At 54.7% G+C, this 24,467-nt stretch carries 21 protein-coding genes; 13 read left to right on the top strand and 8 right to left on the bottom strand.

Going from position 1 to position 24,467, the window contains the following annotated elements:
* Positions 1–4 precede the first annotated feature (4 nt).
* The 3 genes from lolA to lrp form a co-directional block, all read right to left on the bottom strand.
* Positions 5–616, bottom strand: a complete 612-nt coding sequence (lolA, locus tag FCN45_RS06790) for an outer membrane lipoprotein chaperone LolA (protein WP_137385486.1) — start codon at positions 614–616, stop codon at positions 5–7.
* 175 nt (positions 617–791) lie between these two features.
* Complete coding sequence (locus tag FCN45_RS06785; protein WP_137385485.1) at positions 792–4,214, bottom strand: DNA translocase FtsK 4TM domain-containing protein; 3,423 nt, start codon at positions 4,212–4,214, stop codon at positions 792–794.
* 119 nt (positions 4,215–4,333) lie between these two features.
* Positions 4,334–4,828 (bottom strand): leucine-responsive transcriptional regulator Lrp, encoded by a 495-nt coding sequence (gene lrp, locus FCN45_RS06780; RefSeq protein ID WP_006118610.1) that lies wholly within the window; start codon positions 4,826–4,828, stop codon positions 4,334–4,336.
* A 522-nt stretch (positions 4,829–5,350) separates the two neighbouring features.
* On the opposite strand from lrp, the gene trxB reads away from it, so the two are divergent.
* From trxB to infA, 5 genes are all read left to right on the top strand, one after another.
* Positions 5,351–6,316, top strand: coding sequence for a thioredoxin-disulfide reductase (gene trxB, locus FCN45_RS06775; protein WP_137385484.1), 966 nt, complete (start codon positions 5,351–5,353; stop codon positions 6,314–6,316).
* A 145-nt stretch (positions 6,317–6,461) separates the two neighbouring features.
* Complete coding sequence (cydD, locus tag FCN45_RS06770) at positions 6,462–8,231, top strand: cysteine/glutathione ABC transporter permease/ATP-binding protein CydD (protein ID WP_137385483.1); 1,770 nt, start codon at positions 6,462–6,464, stop codon at positions 8,229–8,231.
* Positions 8,231–9,961, top strand: a complete 1,731-nt coding sequence (gene cydC / locus FCN45_RS06765; protein ID WP_137385482.1) for a cysteine/glutathione ABC transporter ATP-binding protein/permease CydC — start codon at positions 8,231–8,233, stop codon at positions 9,959–9,961. Before cydD ends, cydC begins: the two co-directional genes overlap by 1 nt.
* A 33-nt stretch (positions 9,962–9,994) precedes the next feature.
* A complete protein-coding gene (gene aat, locus FCN45_RS06760) occupies positions 9,995–10,687 on the top strand; it encodes a leucyl/phenylalanyl-tRNA--protein transferase (RefSeq protein WP_137385481.1) in 693 nt (230 codons plus the stop codon).
* A 346-nt stretch (positions 10,688–11,033) separates the two neighbouring features.
* Positions 11,034–11,252 carry a translation initiation factor IF-1 gene (infA, locus tag FCN45_RS06755; RefSeq protein ID WP_002211347.1) on the top strand — a complete coding sequence of 73 codons (219 nt, stop codon included), beginning with the start codon at positions 11,034–11,036 and terminating at the stop codon, positions 11,250–11,252.
* Between the two features lie 90 nt (positions 11,253–11,342).
* Here the strand turns inward: infA and clpA are convergent, their stop codons facing one another.
* Both clpA and clpS read right to left on the bottom strand, forming a co-directional pair.
* On the bottom strand, positions 11,343–13,622 hold the full coding sequence (clpA, locus tag FCN45_RS06750) for an ATP-dependent Clp protease ATP-binding subunit ClpA (protein WP_064740732.1): 2,280 nt from the start codon (positions 13,620–13,622) through the stop codon (positions 11,343–11,345).
* Positions 13,623–13,677: 55 nt separating this feature from the next.
* Positions 13,678–13,998: an ATP-dependent Clp protease adapter ClpS gene (gene clpS / locus FCN45_RS06745; RefSeq protein ID WP_007887621.1), complete on the bottom strand. Its 321-nt coding sequence runs from the start codon at positions 13,996–13,998 to the stop codon at positions 13,678–13,680.
* A gap of 323 nt (positions 13,999–14,321) precedes the next feature.
* Between clpS and cspD the strand changes: the two genes are divergently transcribed.
* Entirely contained in the window at positions 14,322–14,549 is a 228-nt protein-coding gene (gene cspD / locus FCN45_RS06740) for a cold shock-like protein CspD (RefSeq protein WP_007887624.1), read from the top strand.
* A 92-nt stretch (positions 14,550–14,641) separates the two neighbouring features.
* Here cspD and FCN45_RS06735 read toward each other — a convergent pair whose 3' ends face one another.
* Positions 14,642–16,282, bottom strand: a complete 1,641-nt coding sequence (locus tag FCN45_RS06735; RefSeq protein WP_137386859.1) for an ATP-dependent endonuclease — start codon at positions 16,280–16,282, stop codon at positions 14,642–14,644.
* Between the two features lie 137 nt (positions 16,283–16,419).
* Between FCN45_RS06735 and FCN45_RS06730 the strand changes: the two genes are divergently transcribed.
* The 3 genes from FCN45_RS06730 (at position 16,420) to ltaE (ending at position 20,210) form a co-directional block, all read left to right on the top strand.
* Positions 16,420–17,316 carry a lysine exporter LysO family protein gene (locus FCN45_RS06730; RefSeq protein ID WP_137385480.1) on the top strand — a complete coding sequence of 299 codons (897 nt, stop codon included), beginning with the start codon at positions 16,420–16,422 and terminating at the stop codon, positions 17,314–17,316.
* 103 nt (positions 17,317–17,419) lie between these two features.
* Positions 17,420–19,141, top strand: a complete 1,722-nt coding sequence (poxB, locus tag FCN45_RS06725; protein ID WP_137385479.1) for a ubiquinone-dependent pyruvate dehydrogenase — start codon at positions 17,420–17,422, stop codon at positions 19,139–19,141.
* A gap of 67 nt (positions 19,142–19,208) precedes the next feature.
* The gene (ltaE, locus tag FCN45_RS06720) at positions 19,209–20,210 is read left to right on the top strand and encodes a low-specificity L-threonine aldolase (RefSeq protein WP_137385478.1); all 1,002 of its coding nucleotides are present in this window, start codon (positions 19,209–19,211) and stop codon (positions 20,208–20,210) included.
* A gap of 37 nt (positions 20,211–20,247) precedes the next feature.
* Here ltaE and FCN45_RS06715 read toward each other — a convergent pair whose 3' ends face one another.
* Together FCN45_RS06715 and FCN45_RS06710 are read right to left on the bottom strand one after the other, a co-directional pair.
* Complete coding sequence (locus FCN45_RS06715) at positions 20,248–21,072, bottom strand: N-acetylmuramoyl-L-alanine amidase (RefSeq protein WP_137385477.1); 825 nt, start codon at positions 21,070–21,072, stop codon at positions 20,248–20,250.
* Positions 21,072–21,392, bottom strand: coding sequence for a heavy metal-binding domain-containing protein (locus FCN45_RS06710; RefSeq protein ID WP_007887640.1), 321 nt, complete (start codon positions 21,390–21,392; stop codon positions 21,072–21,074). The genes FCN45_RS06715 and FCN45_RS06710 overlap by 1 nt, the downstream gene beginning before the upstream one ends.
* A 98-nt stretch (positions 21,393–21,490) precedes the next feature.
* On the opposite strand from FCN45_RS06710, the gene FCN45_RS06705 reads away from it, so the two are divergent.
* From FCN45_RS06705 to artQ, 4 genes are all read left to right on the top strand, one after another.
* Complete coding sequence (locus FCN45_RS06705) at positions 21,491–22,030, top strand: lipoprotein (protein WP_101760977.1); 540 nt, start codon at positions 21,491–21,493, stop codon at positions 22,028–22,030.
* A gap of 239 nt (positions 22,031–22,269) precedes the next feature.
* Positions 22,270–22,998, top strand: a complete 729-nt coding sequence (gene artP / locus FCN45_RS06700) for an arginine ABC transporter ATP-binding protein ArtP (protein WP_101760978.1) — start codon at positions 22,270–22,272, stop codon at positions 22,996–22,998.
* 15 nt (positions 22,999–23,013) lie between these two features.
* Positions 23,014–23,745: an arginine ABC transporter substrate-binding protein gene (artJ, locus tag FCN45_RS06695; protein ID WP_137385476.1), complete on the top strand. Its 732-nt coding sequence runs from the start codon at positions 23,014–23,016 to the stop codon at positions 23,743–23,745.
* Between the two features lie 6 nt (positions 23,746–23,751).
* On the top strand, positions 23,752–24,465 hold the full coding sequence (gene artQ / locus FCN45_RS06690) for an arginine ABC transporter permease ArtQ (protein ID WP_110865829.1): 714 nt from the start codon (positions 23,752–23,754) through the stop codon (positions 24,463–24,465).
* Positions 24,466–24,467 lie beyond the last annotated feature (2 nt).

Raw genomic sequence — 24,467 nt, 5'->3', positions numbered from 1 at the left:
GACCTCACTGACGTTGATCGTCCACCGTTACCCCTTTTGGCGGCGTAAAGGTGAATTTGTCTGGGCTAATAGCGCCGTTGTTTTGGCTCTTCAGCTGATAATCGCTGTGCTGACCATCTTGCTCAACCGCGCTGAACTTATTGATGGTGCCAGACGATGTCACATTGATGGTGAACTGCTTAAGGTTGCCATCACTGCTCTTTGGCGTTAGCTCGAAGTTATCGCCCTGCTGCTTGATGTTGTACTGTTTCCAGTCGCTTGGCTGGTTACGCGCAATCAGCATAAACGGCGTGTTGCTGGCTGCATTTTGCAACAGGCTAACGCTGGCTTGTTCAACGAAGGGATTGTAGAACCACAGATTTTTGCCATCAGAAATAATTACGCTTTCATCCGGCGCGGTCATGTGCCAGTTAAACAAGCTTGGGCGCTTCACCCACAGCTCGCCTTCACCATCCTGCACGTTGGCACCGCTGCCATCGGTCACTTTCTGACTGAAGCTGGCATGGAAGCTGTTCACTTTATTAAGACGCTGTTGCAGATCGCTGGACGCATCCGCCAATACTGATGCGGAAACAAAACTGGCCAACAGGCCACAGGCAATAACGCGTAATTTCATCTGATTCGATTCCTTATTTATTGTTTCCCGACACTTACAGCATTAAACGTAGTTGCCATCCTGTCTCTTCGACAGGAGAAAAAGCCGAAAGCTCCCGAAGATATGGGGATCGACCAACAGATAAACAATGGGCCAGTGTTAACTGGCCCATAAGCAGACAACTGCACGCGATAAATTACATCTCGTGTGGCGGCGGCGAAAGCACTTCGCGGTTGCCGTTATGTCCCGGTTCAGAAACGATGCCCTGCGCTTCCATCTGCTCGATGATACGTGCGGCACGGTTATAACCGATACGGAACTGGCGCTGAACCCCAGAAATGGAGGCACGACGTTTTTCCACCACGAAAGAGACCGCCTGGTCAAACAGCGGATCCAGCTCTTCATCGCCCATCATTCCGCCAGCTGCACTCTCGCTCTCTTCACCAGCAGTAATGCTTTCGATGTATTGCGGGCGACCGCGTGCTTTCCAGTCCTGAACCACCGCATGCACTTCCTGATCGCGCACGAATGCACCATGCACACGTACAGGCATTGAGGAGTTTGGCGGCATGTACAGCATGTCACCCATCCCCAGCAGCGATTCTGCACCGCCCTGATCGAGGATGGTACGTGAGTCGATCTTGCTGGAAACGGTGAAGGCGATACGCGTCGGGATGTTGGCTTTGATCAGGCCGGTAATCACATCAACCGACGGACGCTGTGTCGCCAGCACCAGGTGAATACCCGCCGCTCGCGCTTTCTGTGCCAGACGAGCAATCAACTCTTCGACTTTCTTACCGACCGCCATCATCAGATCGGCAAATTCATCGACCAGCACCACGATATAGGGCAGTTTTTCCAGCACCGGAGGTGTGGTGTCCATGCTATCGCCCGGTTTCCAGAACGGATCCGGAATCGGTCGACCCATCGCGGCAGCCTGCTCAATCTTCTCGTTATAGCCGGCCAGATTACGCACGCCCAGCGCAGACATCAGTTTATAGCGACGCTCCATTTCACCAACACTCCAGCGCAGCGCATTGGCCGCATCTTTCATGTCTGTAACCACTTCGGTCAGCAAGTGAGGGATGCCTTCGTAGACTGACAGCTCGAGCATTTTCGGGTCGATCATGATAAAGCGCACTTCTTCCGGCGTGGCTTTATACAGCATGCTAATGATCATGGTGTTAACGCCCACTGATTTACCGGAACCGGTGGTACCGGCAACCAGCAAGTGCGGCATTTTCGCCAAATCAGCCACCACCGGCTGGCCAGCAATGTCTTTACCCAACACCACTGCAAGCGGTGACGGGTTTTCACGAAATTTAGGGCAATCCAGTACTTCGCGCAGATAAACGGTTTGACGATGTTTATTTGGCAGTTCAAGCCCGACGTAAGGCTTGCCTGGAATCACTTCCACCACGCGCACGGCAACCGCAGACAGAGAACGCGCCAGGTCACGCGACAAGTTAGAAATACGGGAAGCTTTAACGCCTGGCGCTAAATCGAGCTCGAAGCGGGTAATAACCGGACCAGGTGAAATACCTACAACCTCCGCCTTCACTCGATAATCAGCCAGGCGTGCTTCAACCAGCCGCGCGGTTTGCTCCAGCGCAAACATATCCACCGGCTCTTCTTCTGCCGGTGGTGACGTGAGCAGATCCAGCGTGGGCAGCGGCGTAGAAGGTTTTTCCAGCGGCTGTTCATTGCGAACCAGGAACGGATGGAACAAGCTGTCCTGCACCGGCGCAGCAGGTTTCACTGGTGCAGGCGGCGCAGAATAAGCTTCCTGTTCCGGCGACGACCATGGGCTGGATTCAGCACTCAACGACGGCATTGCCGCTGGCTCCGGCGCAGCAGGTTGTTGCCACGGCGCGGGCTCTTCCGGCTCTGGCGATGCAGAAATAGTGAACAGTGGCTCGCTCGGGCTATCGTCGACCAAATCTTTCATGGGTGAAAAATCAAAGGCAGACGACGTATCCAGATTAAATACCGGTGCTTCCTTCACTTCAGGTTCGGTATAGCGTTGCTGCTGCTGATCGGCGAACTGACGTGCAAGTTGAGCCTGCTGCAATGCATGCTCATCATCAGGCTCAGACGCTTCCTGCCAGCTTTCACCGTAACGATTCTGCTGCTGCGACGCGAAGGCTTCACGCAACTGCGCCTCTTGCAGCTCAACATCCTCTTCCTGTGGAGGAACGCTGTAAGACGCAGTGACTTCCGGCTGTTGCTGCTCAGCATCTTTAGCCTGTTCTTCCGCCATGCGCTGCGAGGGCAACTTAATGCCGTACGAAGCTAACTCACGTCGTGTTGGCAACTTAACTTTGTTTGGACGCGGCAACTCTGGACCAATGCCCTGCTTCACCTGCGGGTTGTAATCACGCTCAGGTACGATATCGAAGGCAGGTGAATAAGCAGCAGGTGATGTCGCTGCTTTGACTGCTCCAGCGGCAAGTGAAGCGGCGGCGAGACTGTTTAAAGGTGCAGAAGATGAAGCGGCATCCTGCCAGTTGCCCATGCTCGGGCCCTCATCGTCATCAGCCGGCGAAAACGGTGAAGGTGCTGCTTCACCTGGCATCTCGAAACGATAGAGCGGAGCAGAAGGCTGCGCGATTGGTTGTTGTGCTGCAGCAACAGGCTGAGGAGCCGGAATCGACTGAGCCGTGGCTTCGGCAACGCGTGGCATTGCGTCGGGTTCGGCAGATGCGGCTGGAGCAGGCTGCATAGCAGCTGGAGTTTGCTGTGCAGCTGGAGTTTGCTGTGCAGCTGGAGTTTGCTGTGCAGCTTGCGTAGTAACCGCAATTGCAGCGGCAGTTGCCGCACTCGCCTTCGCCAGCAGCGGATCGTCGCCCAACTCCGCAGCAACCGGTTCGCTCACCTTGCGCGGTTTAGCTAACAAGACATCATCGTCGTCATTAACGGACTGTGCAGCATGCATCGGAGGCGACACCTCATCAGCAAGCTCTTCGTCGTCGTATTCTTCTTCCTGCCAGGGTTCGTCATGTCGTGAACGGTTGCTGGCAAAGGTCAGAACACCCATCACCACGCCGCCGATCTTCTCGGCAATCGTCAGCCATGACCATCCGGTGTAAAGCGTGATGCCGGCAGCCCAGACGCACAGCAGCGTCAAGGTGCCGCCAGCCGAACTGAACCACGGCGCCATCGCATTGCTGACCAGGCTGCCGATTACGCCGCCGGAAGCAAAATACCAGATGTCATCTACGTTGAGCGCCGCCAGACCACAGGTCGTTACCACCAAGGCCAGCACGCCAATCAGGCGTAAACCAACGGCAAAATAGTCGATGTAATCCTGACGATCGCGTTGGCGGAAGGTGATCCAACACAGACCAATAATGACGGGAGGAATGGCGTAGGCCATCACGCCAAAGATGAACAATAGCGTATCGGCCAGCCATGCGCCGACGCTACCACCCAGATTATGGATAGGTTCGTGCCATGCGGTTTGTGACCAGCTTGGATCTGACGGGTTAAAACTAACCAGCGACACCATCAAATAGATGGCGAACAAGGCCACAAGAATGAGCAACGCTTCCAGCAGACGACGTCCACTGCTCAGCGGTTGTAACGAAACATCTTTATCTTCTGTATATTCCTGGCTCAAGAGAACTCTCCAGGTGCCTGTAAATTAAGAAGGCAACAACGTCGGGCATGCCCGACGCTGGTCCTGTATGAATTCACAGGAGTGTACCGAAATCCTGCAAGCTTTGCACCTGCCCTGCACTACCGGGTTTTAATCACCAGACGATTGCTCTGTTTGACCTCTTCCATCACCACGTAAGTACGGGTGTCGTTTACGCCCGGCAGACGCAGCAAGGTCTCACCCAGTAGTTTACGATAAGCGGACATATCCGGTACGCGGGTTTTCAGCAGGTAGTCAAAATCACCGGAAACGAGGTGACATTCTTGAGTTTCCTCAAGTTTTTGCACGGCGGCGTTAAATTGTTCAAATACATCTGGCGCACCACGATTCAGAGTAATCTCAACGAAAACCAGCAGTGAAGCATCCAGATAATGCGGGTTGAGCTGCGCGGTGTAGCCCAGAATGAAGCCTTGACGCTCGAGGCGGCGCACGCGCTCAAGACATGGAGTTGGCGATAATCCAACACGTTTGGAAAGCTCGACATTAGAAATTCGACCGTCTTTCTGCAGTTCATTCAGAATATTTCTGTCGATACGATCTAAATCTTTTCCGGGGCGTTTCTTATTGTCTACCATTATTATTGTCTCTCTTAATTCCTTCCCTTTACCTGCCACACCCTGAAAACGCTCATTGTTCAGGGCCTTACTGAAGTGAAGACCATAAGCCTGTGCAGTAACGCGTCCATCCGTATGACGCATGTTGTCTGTCCACATCATGCGTCACTACCAATGTCAGGCTGAGTTTATTCGGCTAAAAAGCCCAAAACAGAAATGAAATTCTGTTTTGAATCGCTAAATATTCTCTGCTTCTCCCAATGTTTTCGCAAAAGCGCAGGCGATTGTCAAAGTAAAACATCCAAATTCAGTACAAGATGCCAGATAGAGTTCTGGGTTGCTGTTTTTAAATGAGAATTTTTATGCTGCTGCACCACTAATTGCCGAGCATTGCCCCCTTTTGGCGCAACGCGCGTGCAAAAGTTGCACTCATCGTCTACGCCGCTCGCAGTGATTGTTAACAAAATTGCTGGAGCCTTTTTTTGCAGCGTTAATTTCCCTACAATCAAAAACTATGTTGTCAGAGAAAAAATTGAGGAACGCATGAGTACGGCCAAACACAGTAAGCTGCTCATTCTGGGCTCCGGCCCTGCCGGTTACACTGCAGCAGTATATGCAGCGCGCGCTAACCTGAATCCGGTGTTAATTACCGGACTGGAGAAAGGAGGTCAGCTCACCACCACCACCGAAGTGGAGAACTGGCCAGGCGATGCAAACGATCTGACAGGTCCAGCGTTGATGGAGCGTATGCAGGAGCATGCCGAGAAATTCAACACCGAGATCATTTTTGACCACATTCATACCGTCGATTTGCAGAACCGTCCGTTCCGTCTGGTCGGCGACAGCGGTGAATACACTGCTGATGCGTTGATCATCGCCACTGGCGCATCGGCACGTTATCTCGGATTGCCATCAGAAGAAGCGTTCAAAGGCAAAGGCGTCTCTGCTTGTGCGACCTGCGACGGCTTCTTCTACCGCAATCAGAAAGTTGCCGTCATTGGTGGCGGTAACACTGCCGTTGAAGAAGCGCTTTATCTGGCTAACATTGCTGCAGAAGTGCATCTGATTCACCGTCGCGACAGTTTCCGCGCTGAGAAAATCCTTATTGACCGTCTGATGGAAAAAGTGCGCAATGGCAACATCGTGCTGCACACCGACCGCACGCTGGATGAAGTGGTTGGCGATCAAACGGGCGTGACGGGCTTGAAACTGCTGTCTACCAAAGGTGAAGCGGCTGAATCACTGGACGTCGCTGGTTTGTTTGTCGCCATCGGCCACAGTCCAAATACCGCAATTTTTAGTGGTCAGCTGGATTTGGAGAATGGCTACATCAAAGTGCAGTCTGGTTTGCACGGCAACGCCACGCAAACCAGCATCCCAGGCGTGTTCGCTGCCGGCGATGTGATGGATCATATCTATCGCCAGGCAATTACCTCTGCCGGTACCGGCTGTATGGCGGCGTTGGATGCGGAACGCTTCCTCGATGGACTGGTTAAAAACGATAAGTAAGTTGTTAATAACCTGATCATAATCGCTAAAAGGCGGCCAGTTTTGGTCGCCTTTTTTGTTACCTGCGTGCTACAGTTCACGCGCCCGATATTGCTGGGTTTTCATCCGGGATTTACATCTCTTTTGAGTTACCAAACGGCATCGCATGAACAAATCACGGCAACAAGAACTTCTCCGCTGGCTCCGTCAGCAACGTCATCACGGTGCGCGCAACTTACGTGCGGCTTCGCTGCTGGGTTTTGCTGGCGCATTGGTCATTATCGCCCAAGCCTGGTTACTGGCTTCGCTGCTGCAAAATCTGCTTGTCGCACAGCAACCGCGCGCATCACTGCTCACCGATTTTCTGTTGCTGCTGCTGTGCTTTGTTTTGCGCGCCGGATTGCATTACGCCCGCGAAATGGCAGGACATCGCGCCGGCGTTGCCATTCGCCGTGCGCTGCGTCAGCAGGTTCTGGATCGACTCAATGTGCTCGGTCCCGCCTGGATTCAAGGTAAGCCAGCAGGCAGTTGGGCTACGCTGCTGCTCGAACAAATTGAAGAGATGCAGGAATACTACGCGCGGTATCTGCCTCAGATGTCGCTGGCACTCTTTATTCCGTTAGCCATATTGATCGCCATTTTTCCAATTAACTGGGCGGCGGGATTGATTCTGCTGGTCACCGCGCCACTGATTCCCCTATTTATGGCGATGGTTGGCATGGGCGCTGCAGATGCCAATCGCCGAAACTTTGTTGCTCTCGCCCGGCTAAGTGGTGATTTTTACGATCGTCTGCGTGGACGTGAAACGCTGCGCCTGTTCTATCGCGCTGCGGCAGAGCAAGAAGCAATTGCCGCCAGCACCACCGATTTTCGGCAACGCACTATGGAAGTGTTGCGCCTGGCGTTTCTCTCATCTGCCGTGCTGGAATTTTTTGCCTCACTGGCGATTGCTGTCGTCGCGGTCTATTTCGGTTTCTCTTATCTCGGCGAACTGAATTTTGGTCATTACAGCACCGGTGTAACGCTGTTTGCTGGTTTCCTGGCACTTATTCTGGCGCCTGAATTTTTCCAGCCGTTGCGCGACTTAGGCACCTTTTATCACGCCAAAGCGCAAGCGATTGGCGGAGCTGATGCGCTGGACCAGTTTCTACGCGAAAGTCCCGATCCACACGAAGAGCATGCTTCTCGCGAGCTTTCTCTCACTACACCGCTGCATATTCAGGCTCTGAATTTGGTGGTCATGACTGCTGGCGGTGAAGCGCTCTCTCAATCGCTCAATTTCACTCTCGATACTGGTAAACGTGTAGCGCTGGTAGGACAAAGCGGTGCAGGCAAAACCGCGCTGATGAACGTCTTGCTGGGTTTCCTGCCTTATCAAGGTTCACTGCAGGTTAATGGGCAGGAGCTGCGTGATATCAACCGCGATAGCTGGCAACAATATATTGCCTGGGTTGGCCAGAATCCGCATTTACCCGCGCAAACGCTACGCGAAAATCTGCTGCTTAATAGCCCCATTGATGACGCTACGCTCATTTCAGTTCTGCAGCGCGCGGGCGTTGACGAGTTTTTAGATCGTCTGCCAAACGGATTAGATACTCTTTTAGGCGATGGCGGCGTGGGGCTTTCCGTCGGTCAGGCGCAGCGTATTGCCGTGGCGCGAGCCCTGCTTAAACCGGCACAACTGCTGCTGCTTGATGAGCCCGGTTCTGGGCTGGATAGCCAAAGTGAGCAACATGTTATTCGCGCACTGCAGCAGGCGGCCACCCAGCAAACCACGCTGATGATCACGCATCAACTCAACGAGCTCGCTAGCTGGGATGAAGTGTGGGTGATGCAGGCCGGGCAACTGGTGCAACAAGGTCCCTGGCAGCAGCTGATTAAACAAGATGGACCTTTGCGTGAAATGGCGCAGCATCGTCAGAAGGAGATCGCATAATGAATAATTTGTTGCCTTTCCTGCGTCTGTTTAGCCGTCATCCATGGCGTTTGGGACTTGGCATTATTCTCGCCATTATCACTTTGCTTGCCAGCATCGGATTGCTGACTTTATCCGGCTGGTTCCTTGCCGCCTCTTCGCTGGCGGGCGTAGCAGGACTGTATACGTTCAACTATATGTTGCCCGCTGCCGGCGTGCGCGGCGCGGCGATCACGCGCACGGCTGCACGGTATTTTGAGCGCCTCGTGAGCCACGATGCCACCTTCCGCGTTTTGCAACATTTGCGCGTGTTCACCTTTAGCAAACTTATCGCCCTATCGCCGGAACAGCTGGCTCGTTTTCGTCATGGCGAATTGCTCAACCGTTTTGTCAGCGACGTGGATACACTCGATCATCTTTACCTGCGTGTGATCTCGCCGTTAATCGGTGCAGCGGTGGTAATTGTGGTGGTCACCTGCGGTTTGGCGCTGCTGGATGTACCGTTAGCTTTGCTGCTCGGCGGTATGATGCTTTTGACGCTGCTGCTCATGCCGCCGCTGTTCTGGCGGCTTGGCACCTCAGCCGGACACCAAATCGCCCAGCATCAGGCCAGTTGGCGCGTGCAGTTGACGCACTGGATTACTGGCCTGTCTGAGCTGAAAATTTATGGTGCAGCACAACAGTGGCGCGACCAACTTGATAGCGATGAACAGAAGTGGCAACAGGCGCAACGCAGACAACATTGCCTGCAGGCACTGGCGCAAAGTCTGTTGCTGGTCATCAGCGGCGCGACGGTTACGCTGTTGCTATGGATTTCCGCGAATGGCGTGGGTGGAAACAGTTCGCCGGGCGCATTGATCGCGCTGTTTGTGTTCTGCGGACTGGCGGCGTTTGAAGCGCTGGCCCCGGTTGCCGGAGCGTTTCTGCCGCTGTCGCAGGTGACCAGCGCCGCTAAGCGGGTACAGGAAATCATTGAACAGCCCGCCGCGATCCGTTTTCCCAGCGCAAAAATCAGTAGCCCATCAGATATCAGCCTGAAAATGGAAAACATCCGCTTCAGCTATCCGCAGCGCCCCGAACCGGTGTTGCAGCATTTTTCCCTATCGTTAAATGCAGGTGAGCATTTGGCGCTGCTCGGTCCAACCGGCTGCGGCAAATCCAGTCTGCTGGCGCTGATTACCCGCGGTTGGGAAGCGCAGCAAGGTTCAATTAGCCTCAACGATAGCGATCTCGCCGCCTGGGATGAAGCTTCGTTGCGTAGCCGAATTAGCGTGGTAACACAGCGCGTGCATCTGTTTAGCCAAACGCTGCGCGACAATCTCCTGCTGGCAAAACCCGATGCCAGCGATGAGCAACTGGTTGATACGTTGAACAAGGTGGGTCTGGCCCATCTCGCCGAACACAACGAAGGATTGAATGCGTGGATGGGCGATGGCGGTCGACCGTTGTCCGGCGGCGAACTGCGTCGTCTGGCAATAGCGCGTGCCCTGCTGCATGATGGCGATTTGTGGCTGCTGGATGAACCTACCGAAGGTTTGGATGCCAGCACCGAGCAGCAAATTCTGGCGTTATTGCAACACGTCACCCGCGGCAAAACGCTGATTATGGTGACGCATCGCTTAAGTGGTTTAGACGCCATGGACCGCATTTGCGTTATGGATCAGGGACAAATTATCGAATCCGGTTCGCACGCCGAATTAATCTCAAAAGCAGGCCGCTACTGGCGTTTCCATCAGCGCTTTACGCTATAGTCTTAGCCAACAGCCCTGAGTGTGATTGATGCAATGAGACTGATACAGCTTTCACGAGATTCATTAAATTTCCCACCACCGGAAATGGCGCTGCGCGAGCCCAATGGATTATTGGCGATGGGCGGCGATCTCTCCCCTGCCCGCCTGATGAATGCTTATCAGCAAGGCATTTTTCCGTGGTTTTCTCCTGGCGATCCGATTCTCTGGTGGTCGCCGGATCCCCGCGCGGTCATGCTGCCAGAATCTTTTCATCTCAGCCGCAGTATGGCGCGCTTCCATAAGCGCTCACCGTATCGCGTCACCATGAATCATGCGTTTCCGCAGGTGCTGGAAGGCTGCGCCAGCGGCCGTCAGGAAGGGACATGGATCACTTTCGAAGTGAAACGTGCGTGGATGCGGTTGTACGAACTGGGCCATGCACATTCGATTGAAGTCTGGTGCGAGCAGCAACTGGTCGGCGGGATGTATGGCCTGGCGCTGGGGCAAATTTTTTGCGGTGAATCGATGTTCAGCCGTCAGGAAAATGCCTCGAAAACCGCGCTCTGGGTGTTCGCACAACATTTTCTGGCGCATCAGGGCCGGCTGATTGATTGTCAGGTGCTGAATCCGCATACCGCGTCCCTCGGTGCGGTGGAAATTCCTCGCGTTGATTATCTGCAGTACGTGCAAACGCTAGCATGGCAACCGGTTTCCGAGAGTTGCTGGCACACACAAACCCTTTTTTGACATCGGTCACCGATGTTTTGCACACAATTCCCGACAAAAGTGATACAATAAGCGAGTTTGGTATGTCGTCCGCGCTTCGCTGTGGCGAGCCGGAATTGCCAGGTTGGGAATCTCACACATTTCCCGAAGCTGTTTTGATTGTGCAACTGATGCCGATTGCTACAGATTCTTAGCCCGCTAATCCCCCGCAGACGTCAAAAAACACCCTAATTTATCCGTACTGCACGCGCAACGGCGCGACGCACGGCGAAGCGTTGGCAAAATCATCAACGGTTCTTTACATAAATCATGGAATTCGGCATTATCTTGCCGGTTCAACAGTTTGGTAGTACACCCAGAGGATTCGATGGCCAAAGAAGACAATATTGAAATGCAAGGTACCGTACTGGATACGTTACCGAACACCATGTTCCGCGTAGAGCTTGAAAACGGGCACGTGGTTACCGCTCATATCTCCGGTAAAATGCGCAAAAACTATATCCGCATCCTGACGGGCGACAAAGTGACTGTCGAGTTGACCCCGTACGACCTGAGCAAAGGCCGCATTGTCTTCCGTAGTCGCTAAGTAGATATTTCTATCTCGCGCTGATGGCACAAACTTAGCGCAAAAAAAAGGCCGGATTCGCATCCGGCCTTTTTCATATCTGCATAATGCTTAGTGTACTGTACCTTCGGTTTTACGTTTTTCCGCACTCAGGAAGTGGTAAGTAAGCTGGTTTTTATCTTTATCCAGCGCTACTGATACCGATCCACCATCAACCAGCGAACCAAACAGCAGTTCATTCGCCAACGGTTTCTTCAGATTTTCCTGTACGGCACGTGCCATCGGACGCGCACCCATCGCTTTATCGTAGCCTTTATCAGCCAGCCAATCGCGCGCATCATCGCTAACTTCCAGCGATACGCCTTTCGCATCCAGCTGAGCCTGCAACTCGACGATAAACTTATCCACTACCTGATGAATCACTTCCTGAGACAGGTGACGGAACCAGATAATGTTATCGAGACGGTTACGGAACTCTGGGGTGAAGATCTTTTTGATCTCTTCCATTGCGTCTGTGCTGTTGTCCTGATGAATCAGGCCAATCGACTTACGTTCAGTCTCACGCACACCGGCGTTGGTGGTCATCACCAGCACCACATTGCGGAAATCTGCTTTACGGCCGTTGTTATCGGTCAGCATACCGTTGTCCATTACCTGCAGCAGCAGGTTGAACACATCCGGGTGTGCTTTCTCAATTTCATCCAGTAACACCACAGCATGTGGATGCTTAATCACCGCATCCGTCAGCAAACCACCCTGATCGAAGCCAACGTAGCCCGGAGGCGCACCAATCAAACGGCTGACGGTGTGACGCTCCATATATTCGGACATATCAAAACGCAGCAGCTCGATACCCAGCGCTTTTGCCAGCTGGACGGTAACCTCTGTTTTACCGACACCGGTTGGGCCCGCAAACAGGAAGGAACCGACCGGTTTACGATCCTGGCCCAAACCTGCACGGCTCATTTTGATCGCTTCAGTCAGTGCTTCAATCGCATTATCCTGACCAAACACCAACATTTTCAGGCGATCGCCGAGATTTTTCAGCGTATCACGATCGGTTTGTGACACGCTCTGCTCAGGAATACGCGCAATACGTGCCACCACCGTTTCAATATCCGAAACGTTAACGGTTTTCTTACGCTTGCTGACGGGCACCAGACGCGCACGCGCACCGGCTTCGTCAATCACGTCAATCGCTTTATCCGGCAGATGACGATCGTTGATGTACTTCACCGCCAGCTCCACCGCCGCACGCACCGCTTTGGCGGTATAACGCACGTCATGGTGCGCTTCGTACTTCGGTTTCAAGCCGTTAAGAATTTGCACGGTCTCTTCCACAGAAGGCTCGGTGATATCGATCTTCTGGAAACGACGCGCCAGCGCACGATCCTTCTCAAAAATGTTGCTGAATTCCTGATAGGTCGTTGAACCCATCACGCGAATTTTGCCGCTGGAGAGCAACGGTTTAATCAGGTTCGCCGCATCCACCTGGCCACCCGATGCCGCACCGGCACCGATAATGGTATGAATTTCATCAATAAACAGGATGCTGTTACTGTCCTGCTCCAGCTGTTTCAGCAGCGCTTTGAAGCGTTTTTCAAAATCACCACGGTATTTGGTACCCGCCAGCAGCGAACCGATGTCGAGTGAATAGATGGTGCACTCTTTCATCACTTCCGGTACGTCGCCCTGCACAATGCGCCAGGCAAGCCCTTCGGCAATCGCGGTTTTACCCACGCCCGATTCCCCCACCAGCAGCGGGTTATTCTTACGACGACGGCATAACACCTGAACAGTACGTTCCAGCTCTTTATCGCGGCCGATCAGCGGATCGATTCCGCCGACACGAGCAAGCTGATTAAGATTGGTGGTGAAGTTTTCCATACGATCCTCCCCGCCTGCTTGCTCTTCGTTAACCGGATTCTCCGCATTGTTCTGCGGCTGGCCGGGTTCGTCTTTACGCGTACCATGGGAGATGAAGTTCACCACATCGAGACGGCTCACTTCGTGTTTGCGCAGCAGATAAGCCGCTTGCGACTCCTGCTCGCTGAAAATCGCCACCAGCACGTTCGCGCCTGCGACTTCGCTGCGACCGGAGGACTGGACGTGGAATACCGCGCGCTGCAGCACACGCTGGAAGCTGAGCGTAGGTTGGGTATCGCGCTCCTCTTCACTGGCAGGCAGCACCGGCGTGGTTTGTTCGATGAAGGCTTCGAGTTCCTGACGCAGAGCCACGATATCCACCGAACAGGCTTCCAGTGCCTCTCTGGCCGACGGGTTACTGAGCAATGCCAGCAACAGATGCTCGACGGTCATAAACTCATGACGGTGCTCGCGCGCTCTGGCGAAAGCCATGTTTAAACTGAGTTCCAGTTCTTGATTGAGCATTTGGCACCTCCCCCAATTATCGCTCTGACAACCTATCTCCTATATGGAGATGGCTTCAGGCTTTTTCTAGCGTACACAGCAACGGATGTTCATTATCTCGTGCGTAATTGTTCACCTGGGCTACTTTGGTCTCCGCCACTTCTGCAGTGAATACACCACAGATTGCTTTTCCATGGTAGTGAACTTTCAACATCAGCTGCGTTGCACGTTCAATATCATAAGAAAAGAACTTTTGCAGAACGTCAATAACAAATTCCATAGGTGTATAATCGTCATTATTCAGAATGACTTTATACATTGAAGGCGGCTTTAACCCTTCGCGTACTTTATCTTCAGCTAGATGTTCAAAATTAAGCCAGTCGTTTGTGTTTGCCATAATGTTCCGTCGAAATTCTGCGTTACGGTTGTGCACATCTCTGCGCCCATTTCTAAAGTTTAACATGCCTGTCAAGCCGGTTTTCAGTTGATAAAAACTGGCCCTAAAAGCACATGCGCGACCTGTATCACAAAATTTGCAATAGCGTTAACTGCCTCAAATTTTGATGAATTTATCCCCGTCCGCCAGGGCCGTTTGCTTGACGATAAGGTCCGTTTCTCTACATTCTACTAACACAAGCTGATTGAGTTTTAAACAAACTCGACTCACAGCTTCAATGACCTCACCTACTTATCAAAATGTCTTGCGAGGGAAGTAAAAGCATGGAGACGGGTACAGTAAAATGGTTCAATAACGCCAAAGGCTTCGGGTTTATCTGTCCGATTAGCGGCGGCGACGATATCTTCGCACACTACTCCACGATTCAGATGGAGGGATACAGAACGCTGAAAGCTGGCCAGCAGGTTCAGTTTGATGTCCATGAAGGACCAAAAGGCAATCATGCCAGCCTGATCGTGCCCTGTGAAGCCACGCAAGCCGCGGTCGCTTAACGCGCATGCTGTTTCACGTATTCTGACCACTCCCGAAAAAAAATGCCAGCCGCAGACGCTGGCATTTTTATTTGGCGCATCTCACCCTTTCCTCAATCCGCCCGGCCGCGAGCCAACCACATCACGCGCGCAAACAGCTGATCCAGCAACGGCGGAATCGCCTGTGGCCCGCGTTCAGCCGCAGCCATCGCGACGGCAATCGCCAGCTCAGGTTTCGAGCTGTGCTGAATGGCTTTACTAATAATACGCCGCGTGTTCATCGGCGCGTTTAACGGCAGGTGCGCCGTCTGGTAATAAACATCGCTGAAACCCTGCTTAAAGAGAAAATGTTCAATATCCGGTGCCGGAAACTGCGTGAGATGATCGCTTTCCCGTGCCGCCGACGGCAGCTGGCTGCGGGCAGTAGCCGCATATTTGCTGCCCGCCTGGTCGCCGTCGGTCAGCACATGCCAGGCGATGCCCATGCGTTGGGCGAACTTCAGCAGCGGTTTCAAACCCGATTGCGCAAACTCAATGACTTTCACCCCTTCCGCCGCGAAGTGATAGCCACGCTGCCGCGCCAGTTCATTGATAATCCACACTTCGGTCTCGCCTTCCACCAGCAGCCAGCAGCGGGCAAACAGCGCCGACGGACGATTCACGCGGATGTGGAAACCGATACGGCGACTCTCTTCAGCACTTAAACCTTCCGGCCCAATGCGCCATGCCGCCACGCGCGCGGGTTCACGCACCAGCCGACACATATTTTCCAGTGGCACCTGCGATAGCAGTTCACCCGAGTTGGTGGTGGCGATTTTTTGTAGCGGCATCAGTTCCAGTAAATTCCACGCCACCGACAGCATAATGGGATGCAGCCGCGTCTCCGGATCTTCCACCAGCAGCAGCGGATGCGCACCCGCCGGCAGCGGCTCGTTGCCGTGCGCCTGAATCAACAGCGAGAACATGCGCAGCAGAATCACCTGACGACTGCGTGATTCAGTGCCGGCAATCAGGTGATTAAGTTTATCCAGCGATCGCCAGCCTTCGCTGCCATCGCGAACTTCCGGTGCCACGCGCGGCGCGCTGCTGCCTGACTGCTGCACCAGAAAATAGTGTTCCAGCAGCTGCTGCATAGTATGCAATCCCTGACGCAGCAGATCGTCGCTGAGCGTTTGCGGACGCACCACCAAATCGCGCGTCAGCTTTTCCACTTCCTGCGCCAATGCCGTCAGCGTCGTCTCGCGGCGCTCCGCATCGCTGTCAGCATGGCGGTTACGACGGCCAAAACGCGCATCGCGTAAACGCAATACCGGATAATAAGCGCGCAGATGTGCCAACGCTGCGTCGGTGCCTGCCGCTGGCAACACATCGTTATGCTGATCGATGAAACGCCAGCTGGTTTTTACACCCTGATCCTGACGTTTAGCACGCGTGCTGAAACGGATATAGCGGCCATGCTCATCGTGCTGCCAGAAGGGCTGAAACAACGCACTCTCATCATCGCTCTGGGCACGAAAACGAAATACCAGCTGCAACTGGCGCATGCGGGCATCAATATCGCCGGGCGGGAAGTGAAAGTCGTGTTCGGTAAACTGATAAGGCTCGGCGGCGGGCGCCAGCAACAGCGTCAATGCATCGAGCAGGCTCGATTTACCCCAGGCATTTTCCCCAATCAATACATTGGTGTTGGTCAACGGCAATGACAGCCGATTAATACCGCGAAAACCGTGAATATCGATATGTTCCAGAATCATCATACATTCCATCTGCTACTTTGCCTGAGCATGGTCCGCCACGCTGCGTTGGTCAAGTCAGCGCCAGGGGAAAAGGTTTACACTTCAACCGTTTTTCGCTAGCGTGGCAGCCCGCAAATCATGGATAGAAACCTCACATGTACGGATTGATTATCATCCTTTTGCCGCTGATTTTCGGCTATCTGCTGCCGCTGCGCCACACCACGCTTTTACAGGCGGTTGCCCGCACGCTGAGCGCGCTGGTCTACATCATTCTGTTCTTTATGGGCACCAGCCTGGCATTTCTCGATAACCTGAGCAGCAATTTGCTGGCCATTTTCCACATCGCGCTGGTGAGCATGCTGAGCATTCTTGCCTGCTCGCTACTGGCGCTGTGGCTGCTGGAGCGACGCTGGCCTTGGCGTCATCAGCACAAGCCACAAGCGCTGCCGTCGCGTCTGCATATGGCGCTGGAGTCGCTCAAGCTGTGCGGTTCGGTGCTGGCGGGCTTTCTGCTCGGTTTGAGTCAATGGGCGCCGCTGCGTAACGCCTCGACCATCAGTGAATACGCCTTGATGCTGATGCTATTGCTGGTCGGTATTCAGCTGCGCAGCAGCGGCATGACGCTGCGTCAAATCACCATCAACCGTCGCGGCATGCTGGTGGCGCTGGTATCGCTGTGCAGTGCGCTGGTGGGCGGCGTAATGGCCGCGCTGCTGCTGGATCTGCCGATCAAAACCGGCCTGGCGTTAGCCAGCGGTTTCGGCTGGTATTCGCTCTCCGGCATTCTGATGAGCGAATCGTTCGGCCCGGTGATAGGCAGCGCCGCCTTCTTCAACGACCTGCTGCGTGAGCTGATCACCATTATGCTGATCCCGCTGCTGATAACCCGTCAACGCAGCATGACGCTGGGCTTGAGCGGCGCAACCTCGATGGATTTCACGCTGCCAATCCTGCAACGCACCGGCGGCCTGGAGATCGTGCCCGCTGCGATTGTGCACGGTTTTATTATGAGTTTGCTGGCGCCAATCCTTATCGCCCTATTCTCGGCATAACGCATTTTTTCACGCCTGCACGCCAGCTTCATCGTCTACGCTTTCTGACTGACACGTTTTCGCCATCGGCATGGATGGCTCAACACCAGAAAGGAGCATAACGATGAAGCAAACTGTGGCGGCAATGCTGGCAAAAACTTTGGAAAACGCCGGCGTGAAACGTATTTGGGGCGTCACCGGTGACTCTCTCAACGGGCTGAGCGACAGCCTGAATCGCATGGGTACCATCGAATGGATGCCGACGCGCCATGAAGAAGTGGCAGCCTTCGCGGCCGGCGCTGAAGCACAAATCAGCGGTGAATTGGCGGTATGCGCCGGTTCCTGTGGACCGGGCAACCTGCATCTCATCAACGGTTTGTTTGATTGCCACCGCAATCACGTTCCGGTTTTGGCCATCGCCGCCCACATTCCTTCCAGCGAAATTGGCAGCGGCTATTTTCAGGAAACCCACCCACAAGAATTATTCCGCGAATGCAGCCACTATTGCGAGCTGGTTTCCAATCCGGAGCAGCTGCCGCAGGTGCTGGGCATTGCGATGCGTAAAGCGATTCTCAATCGTGGCGTATCAGTGATTGTGATCCCCGGCGACGTGGCGTTGCAGCCGGCCCCGGAAAGCGCACGCAGCGAATGGTATCCGCCGCAGTTGCCGCACGTGGTGCCAACCGCCCGCGAAGTGGCCGCCTTAGCTGAAACGTTGAATGCAGCGAAAAATATCACCCTGCTGTGCGGCAGCGGTTGCGCTGGCGCGCATGACGACGTGGTGAAGCTGGCAGAAACGCTAAAAGCGCCGATTGTGCACGCGATGCGCGGTAAAGAGCACATCGAATACGATAACCCTTACGATGTCGGCATGACCGGATTGATTGGCTTCTCCTCTGGTTTCCACGCCATGATGAATGCCGATACCTTAGTGCTGCTGGGGACGCAATTCCCCTATCGCGCCTTCTATCCGGCCGATGCCAAAATCATTCAGATCGACATCAATCCGGGCAGCCTTGGCTCACACAGCCATGTGGATATGGCGCTGGTGGGTGACATCAAAACTACCTTGCATGCGCTGCAGCCGCAGCTCACCAGCAAAACCGATCGTCAGCATCTGGACAAAGCGCTGGAGCATTATGTCGATGCGCGCAAAGGGCTGGACGAACTGGCCACCGCTAACGATAAGCTGGCGATTCACCCGCAATATCTGGCCCAGCAAATCAGCGAATACGCCGATGACGACGCCATCTTTACCTGCGACGTCGGCACGCCAACCGTGTGGGCAGCGCGCTATCTGAAGATGAACGGCAAACGTCGTTTGATCGGCTCGTTCAATCACGGTTCGATGGCCAACGCCATGCCGCAGGCGTTGGGCGCGCAGTCGCTGGACAAGCAGCGTCAGGTGGTGGCGCTGTGTGGCGACGGCGGTTTTAGCATGTTGATGGGCGATTTCATTTCGGTGGCGCAGCTCAAGCTGCCGGTGAAACTGGTGATCTTCAATAACAGCGTGCTGGGCTTTGTGGCGATGGAGATGAAAGCCGGTGGCTATCTGACCGACGGCACCGACCTCGAAAACCCGGATTTCGCCGCCATCGCCGCCGCCTGCGGCATCAAAGGCATTCGCGTCGAGAAAGCCTCCGATCTTAACGGCGCGCTGCAGGAAGCCTTTGCGCACGATGGCCCGGTGTTGCTTGACGTGATTACCGCCAAAGAAGAGTTGTCGATGCCGCCGCAGATTAAAGCCGAGCAGGCCAAAGGTTTCAGCCTCTACATGATGCGTGCCATTCTGAATGGACGCGGTGATGAGATCGTGGAGCTGGCGAAAACCAACTGGCTGAGGTAAAACAATTCAGACCAGACATGATGATAACGCGGGCACTTCGCCCGCTTTTTTATTTCAGGAGAGCGACGTGATCGATCTACGCAGTGATACCGTAACCCGCCCAAGTGCTGCCATGCTCGATGCCATGATGGCAGCCGAAACCGGCGATGATGTCTACCGCGATGACCCCACCGTATACGCACTGGAAGTCGAAGCCGCACGCTTGAGCGGCAAAGCCGCCGCCCTGTTCTTCCCCACCGGCACGCAAGCTAATCTGGTAGCGCTGCTCTGTCACTGCCAGCGCGGCGATGAATATATCGTGGGTCAGCAGGCGCACAACTACAAATATGAAGCCGGCGGCGCAGCGGTGCTCGGCAGCATTCAGCCGCAGCCGATTCTGCATGCGGAAGATGGTTCCCTGCCGCTGGCGGAGGTGGCCGCCGCCATCAAACCCGACGATTTCCACTTCGCCCGCACCCGTCTGTTGAGCCTGGAAAACACCCATCACGGTAAAGTGCTGCCGCTGAGCTATCTGGAGCAAGCGTGGAGTTTCACCCGCGAGCATAAGCTGGCGCTGCACATTGATGGCGCACGTATTTTTAACGCCGTGGTGGCACAGAATGTGGAGCTGGAAGCGATTGCGCGTTACTGCGACACCTTAACCATCTGCCTGTCAAAAGGCCTTGGCACGCCGATTGGTTCGCTGCTGTGTGGCGATGAGGCCTACATTGAGCAAGCGCGTCGCTGGCGCAAAATGACCGGCGGCGGCATGCGCCAGTCGGGCATTCTGGCCGCGGCGGGGCTGTATGCGTTGAAGCACAACGTCGCGCGTCTCAAAGAGGATCATGATAATGCGGCATGGTTAGGCGAGCAGCTCAGCGCCATCGGTGTTGAAGTGCTCAATCAGCATACCAACATGCTGTTTGTGAAGGTGCCAACAGAGAAAGTTGACGCGCTGAAAAGCTGGATGCAGTCGGGCGATGTGCTAATCAGCGTTGGGCCCGTAACGCGTATTGTCACGCATCTGGATGTCAGCCGTCAGGATCTGCAACGGCTGGTGGCGCACTGGCAGGCATTCCTGCAGCAGTAAACAAGGGGCCGCCATTTATGGCGACCAATGCCGCGTATCACTGCGCCGCACCGTACTTGGCTAATAACGCGCGGGCGATCGCCAGGGTTTCTGCATCGGCGATGCCGCGATAATCACGCGGGCGGAAATGCATTTGAAACGCCGCAATCAGCTTGCGCTGCATCTGCGGCGTGGTGGCCGCCGCCACGTCGTAGCCATAGCGCTGCAGCACATCCAGCAGTTCTGCCTGATCCACGCCTTCATCCGCCGCGCGTCCGTTAAGATAGCGCTGCAGCGTTGCCTGCTCGGGCCACGCGCCTAAACCGTGCTCTGCCAGCTGCTGCCAGGGAAACAGCGGACCGGGATCCTGCTTACGCTGCGGCGCGATATCGCTGTGCCCGACCACATTTTCCGGCGCGATGCCGTAGCGCTGAGTGATATCTTCGACCAGCGCCATCAGCGCGCTGATCTGCTGCGGCGTAAAGGGCTGCCACTGCAACCTCGTTAAGGTTCGACGATAACCACTGTTGACGATTTCAATACCAACCGAAGTGTCATTAATGCGCGTTGCGCCGCGCCAGAAACTCGGGCCTGCGTGCCACGCGAGTTGGCTTTCCGGCACCAATTGCCACACCACGCCTTTGCCGTTTTTCTGCGGCGGATGCTGCGGAATCAGGTAGTGCGCGCTAACTTCCCGATCGGTCAGCGTCGCCAGCGAACTGGAGAAATCCTCGGCGGTGTAGTGAATCACCACCACCTTAATGCGCGGTCGCGCGCCCTGCGCCGGGTGTGCGGTATCCACCCAGTAACCGTGGCGCGCTTCAATCGATGACTGACAAGCGCTGAGTAACAGCGCCATCGCCAGCAGGACAACCACGCGCATTAGCGAATAATCACGGCGGTGCCGGTGACGCTCACCATCAACATGCTGCCCTCTTTACCGACAGTTTCGTAGTCGATATCGATGCCCACCACCGCGTTGGCGCCGAGCGCTTTCGCCTGCTCTTCCAGCTCTTTGAAGGCGATCTGGCGCGCTTTGCGTAACTCTTTTTCGTAGGCGCCAGAGCGGCCACCGACGATATCGCGGATACCGGCGAAGAAATCGCGGAAAATATTGGCGCCGAGAATCGCTTCACCGGCGACCACGCCGCAATATTCACTGATGCTGTGTCCTTCCAACGTGGGCGTTGTAGAAAATTTCATGGTGTTCTCCTTTTCTGAATCAGCTCGTAGCGCTTAAAAGCAAGGCTATACTCTATGCTAAAAATGGCGCTTTGCCAGTGAACAATAAGGAAATCGAGATGAGAAACAATGCCTTTGCGCTGCTTATTCCCGCAGCGTTGCTGCTAAGTGCTTGTACCACCGTTGAGCCAGTGATTAAGGATAATGGCCCGCGCACCGCTGCCTGCGTTGACGGGGGTCCGGACAGCGTGGCGCAACAGTTCTACGATTTACGCGTCAGTCAGCCGACGCAAGGTTTGCCAGACAGCAACACACTGGCGAAATATCGCCCTTACCTGAGCGATCGCCTGTATCAAAAGCTGCTGAGTGCCAGCAGCCAGAATCCGAAACCAGCGGCGTGGACCCGCGGCGATCTCTTTTCCAGCCTGGCGCAAGGCCCAACTTCAGCGGACGTGGCCAGCGCATCCACCATTCCTAACCGCGACGCGCGCAATATTCCGCTGCGGGTTGAGCTGAGCCGCGACAGCAAAACCTGGCAAGATGAAGTGCTGATGATCCACGAAGGCACCTGCTGGGTGGTTGATGATGTGCGTTATGTCGGCCAGGTGCCCCACGCTGGCGGCGGTTCGCTGACGCAGCTGCTGGAAGCGAAAAAGTAACCGTTCACTTTTCCCGCCGTTAATACCATTGTTTAGCGCGCCGCATCCTTGCGGCGCTTTTTGTTGATATTTTGTGAACAAAATAGGGCTCGCCAGCCCTCATCCACCTTGAGTTGCGCGATTTTGTGCTACGCTTTGGAGGTTTCACTGCTCTTTAATAAATATTAACCCACCACAATTGCATAACTATTCTGGTGACGTTAAAATCCGCGACACTAATTACTATTCATTTTTTGCGCATGAGTATTCAACTAAACGCCATAAACTGTTTTTACGGTACCCATCAGGCCCTGTTCGATATCAACCTGGCTTGTCCGCAGGGTGAAACGCTGGTGTTGCTCGGCCCGAGTGGCGCGGGTAAAAGTTCGCTCCTGCGCGTCCTCAACTTGCTGGAGCAACCGCGCTCCGGCAGCCTGCAGATTGCCGGCAACCAGTTTGATTTCACCAAAGCCCCTTCCGACAGCGCGATTCGCGAGCTGCGGCAGAACGTGGGCATGGTATTCCAGCAATATAATCTGTGGCCGCACCTGAGCGTGCTGCAAAACCTGATTGAAGCGCCGTGCCGCGTGCTCGGCCTCAGCAAGGACGCCGCGCGTGCGCGTGCTGAAAAGCTGCTGGACCGTCTGCGCCTGACGCCTTACGCCGATCGCTTCCCGCTGCATCTTTCCGGCGGCCAGCAGCAGCGCGTAGCGATTGCCCGTGCGCTAATGATGGAGCCGCAGGTGCTGCTGTTTGATGAACCGACCGCCGCGCTCGATCCCGAAATCACCGCCCAGATCGTCAGCATTATTCGTGAGCTGGCACAGACCAACATCACACAAGTGATCGTGACGCACGAAGTGGAAGTGGCGCGTAAAACCGCCAGCCGCGTGGTGTATATGGAAAACGGTCACATTGTTGAGCAAGGCGATGCCAGTCACTTTACACAGCCGCAAACCGACGCGTTTGCTAATTATCTTTCGCATTAAGTCAGGATGCTTCTAATGAAAAAAGTTGTAATTGCTGCCCTCCTTGCTGGCCTGAGCCTGAGCGCTTCAGCGGCACAGACATTGCGTTTTGCTACCGAGGCTTCTTATCCTCCGTTTGAATTCGTCGACTCTGACAACAAAATTCAGGGCTTTGATGTCGATCTGGCTAACGCGCTGTGTAAAGAGATGGATGCGACCTGCACCTTCACCAATCAGGCGTTCGATAGCCTGATCCCCAGCCTGAAGTTCCGTCGTTTTGACGCGGTGATGGCGGGCATGGACATCACGCCAGATCGTGAGAAGCAAGTGCTGTTCTCCAAGCCGTACTACGACAACTCGGCCATCTTCATCGCGCAGAAAGGCAAAATGGCTGACGTGTCCGCGCTGAAAGGCAAACGTGTAGGCGTGCAGAACGGCACCACGCACCAGAAATACCTCTCTGATAAACACAGCGACATCACCGTTGTGCCTTACGACAGCTACCAGAACGCCGTGCTGGATCTGAAAAATGGTCGTATCGATGCGGTATTCGGTGACACCGCGGTAGTGAACGAGTGGCTGAAGCAGAACGCCAACCTCGCGCCGCTGGGTGAGAAAGTGACGGACAAAGATTACTTCGGTACCGGTTTGGGTATTGCTGTGCGTCAGGGCAACAGCGAGCTGCAGGGCAAGTTCAATGCGGCGCTGGAGAAGATCAAAGCTGACGGCACCTACAAAACCATCTACAGCAAATGGTTCCAGCAGTAATTTCTGATGAATGAAATGATTCCACTCGCAAGTGCCGCCGGTATGACCGTCGGCCTTGCCGTTTGTGCACTGATCGCCGGCCTTGTGCTGGCGATGATTTTTGCTGGCTGGGAATCGCTGCGCTGGAAACCACTGGCGTGGCTCGGTACCGCGCTGGTCACACTGATTCGCGGCCTGCCGGAAATTCTGGTGGTGCTGTTTATCTATTTCGGCGCCTCACAGCTGCTGCTAACGCTCTCCGATGGCTTCCACATCAATCTCGGCCTGTTCGCTATTCCGGTGCAGGTGCAAATTGAAAACTTCGACGTCAGTCCCTTCCTGTGTGGTGTGATTGCGCTGGCGATGCTCTATTCCGCCTATGCATCACAAACCCTGCGCGGCGCGCTGAAAGCGGTGCCGGTGGGTCAATGGGAATCGGGCCAGGCGCTGGGGATGAAGAAGTCGGCGATTTTCCTGCGCCTGATCATGCCGCAGATGTGGCGTCACGCGCTGCCCGGTTTGGGTAACCAATGGCTGGTGCTGCTGAAGGATACTGCGCTGGTATCGCTGATCAGCGTGAATGATCTGATGCTGCAAACCAAAAGTATCGCTACGCGCACGCAAGAGCCGTTTACCTGGTATCTGGTGGCGGCGGCGATCTATCTGATTATCACGCTGTTCAGTCAGTTCGTGCTGCGCCGCATTGAATTGCGCACCACGCGTTTCGAGCGAGGGGCTTAAGC

This window comes from Pantoea sp. SO10 (genome assembly GCF_005281435.1).
In the GTDB taxonomy this organism is placed as follows: domain Bacteria; phylum Pseudomonadota; class Gammaproteobacteria; order Enterobacterales; family Enterobacteriaceae; genus Pantoea; species Pantoea leporis.
Note: the sequence above shows the minus strand (reverse complement) of the source record. Positions and strands in the feature narration are given on the sequence as shown.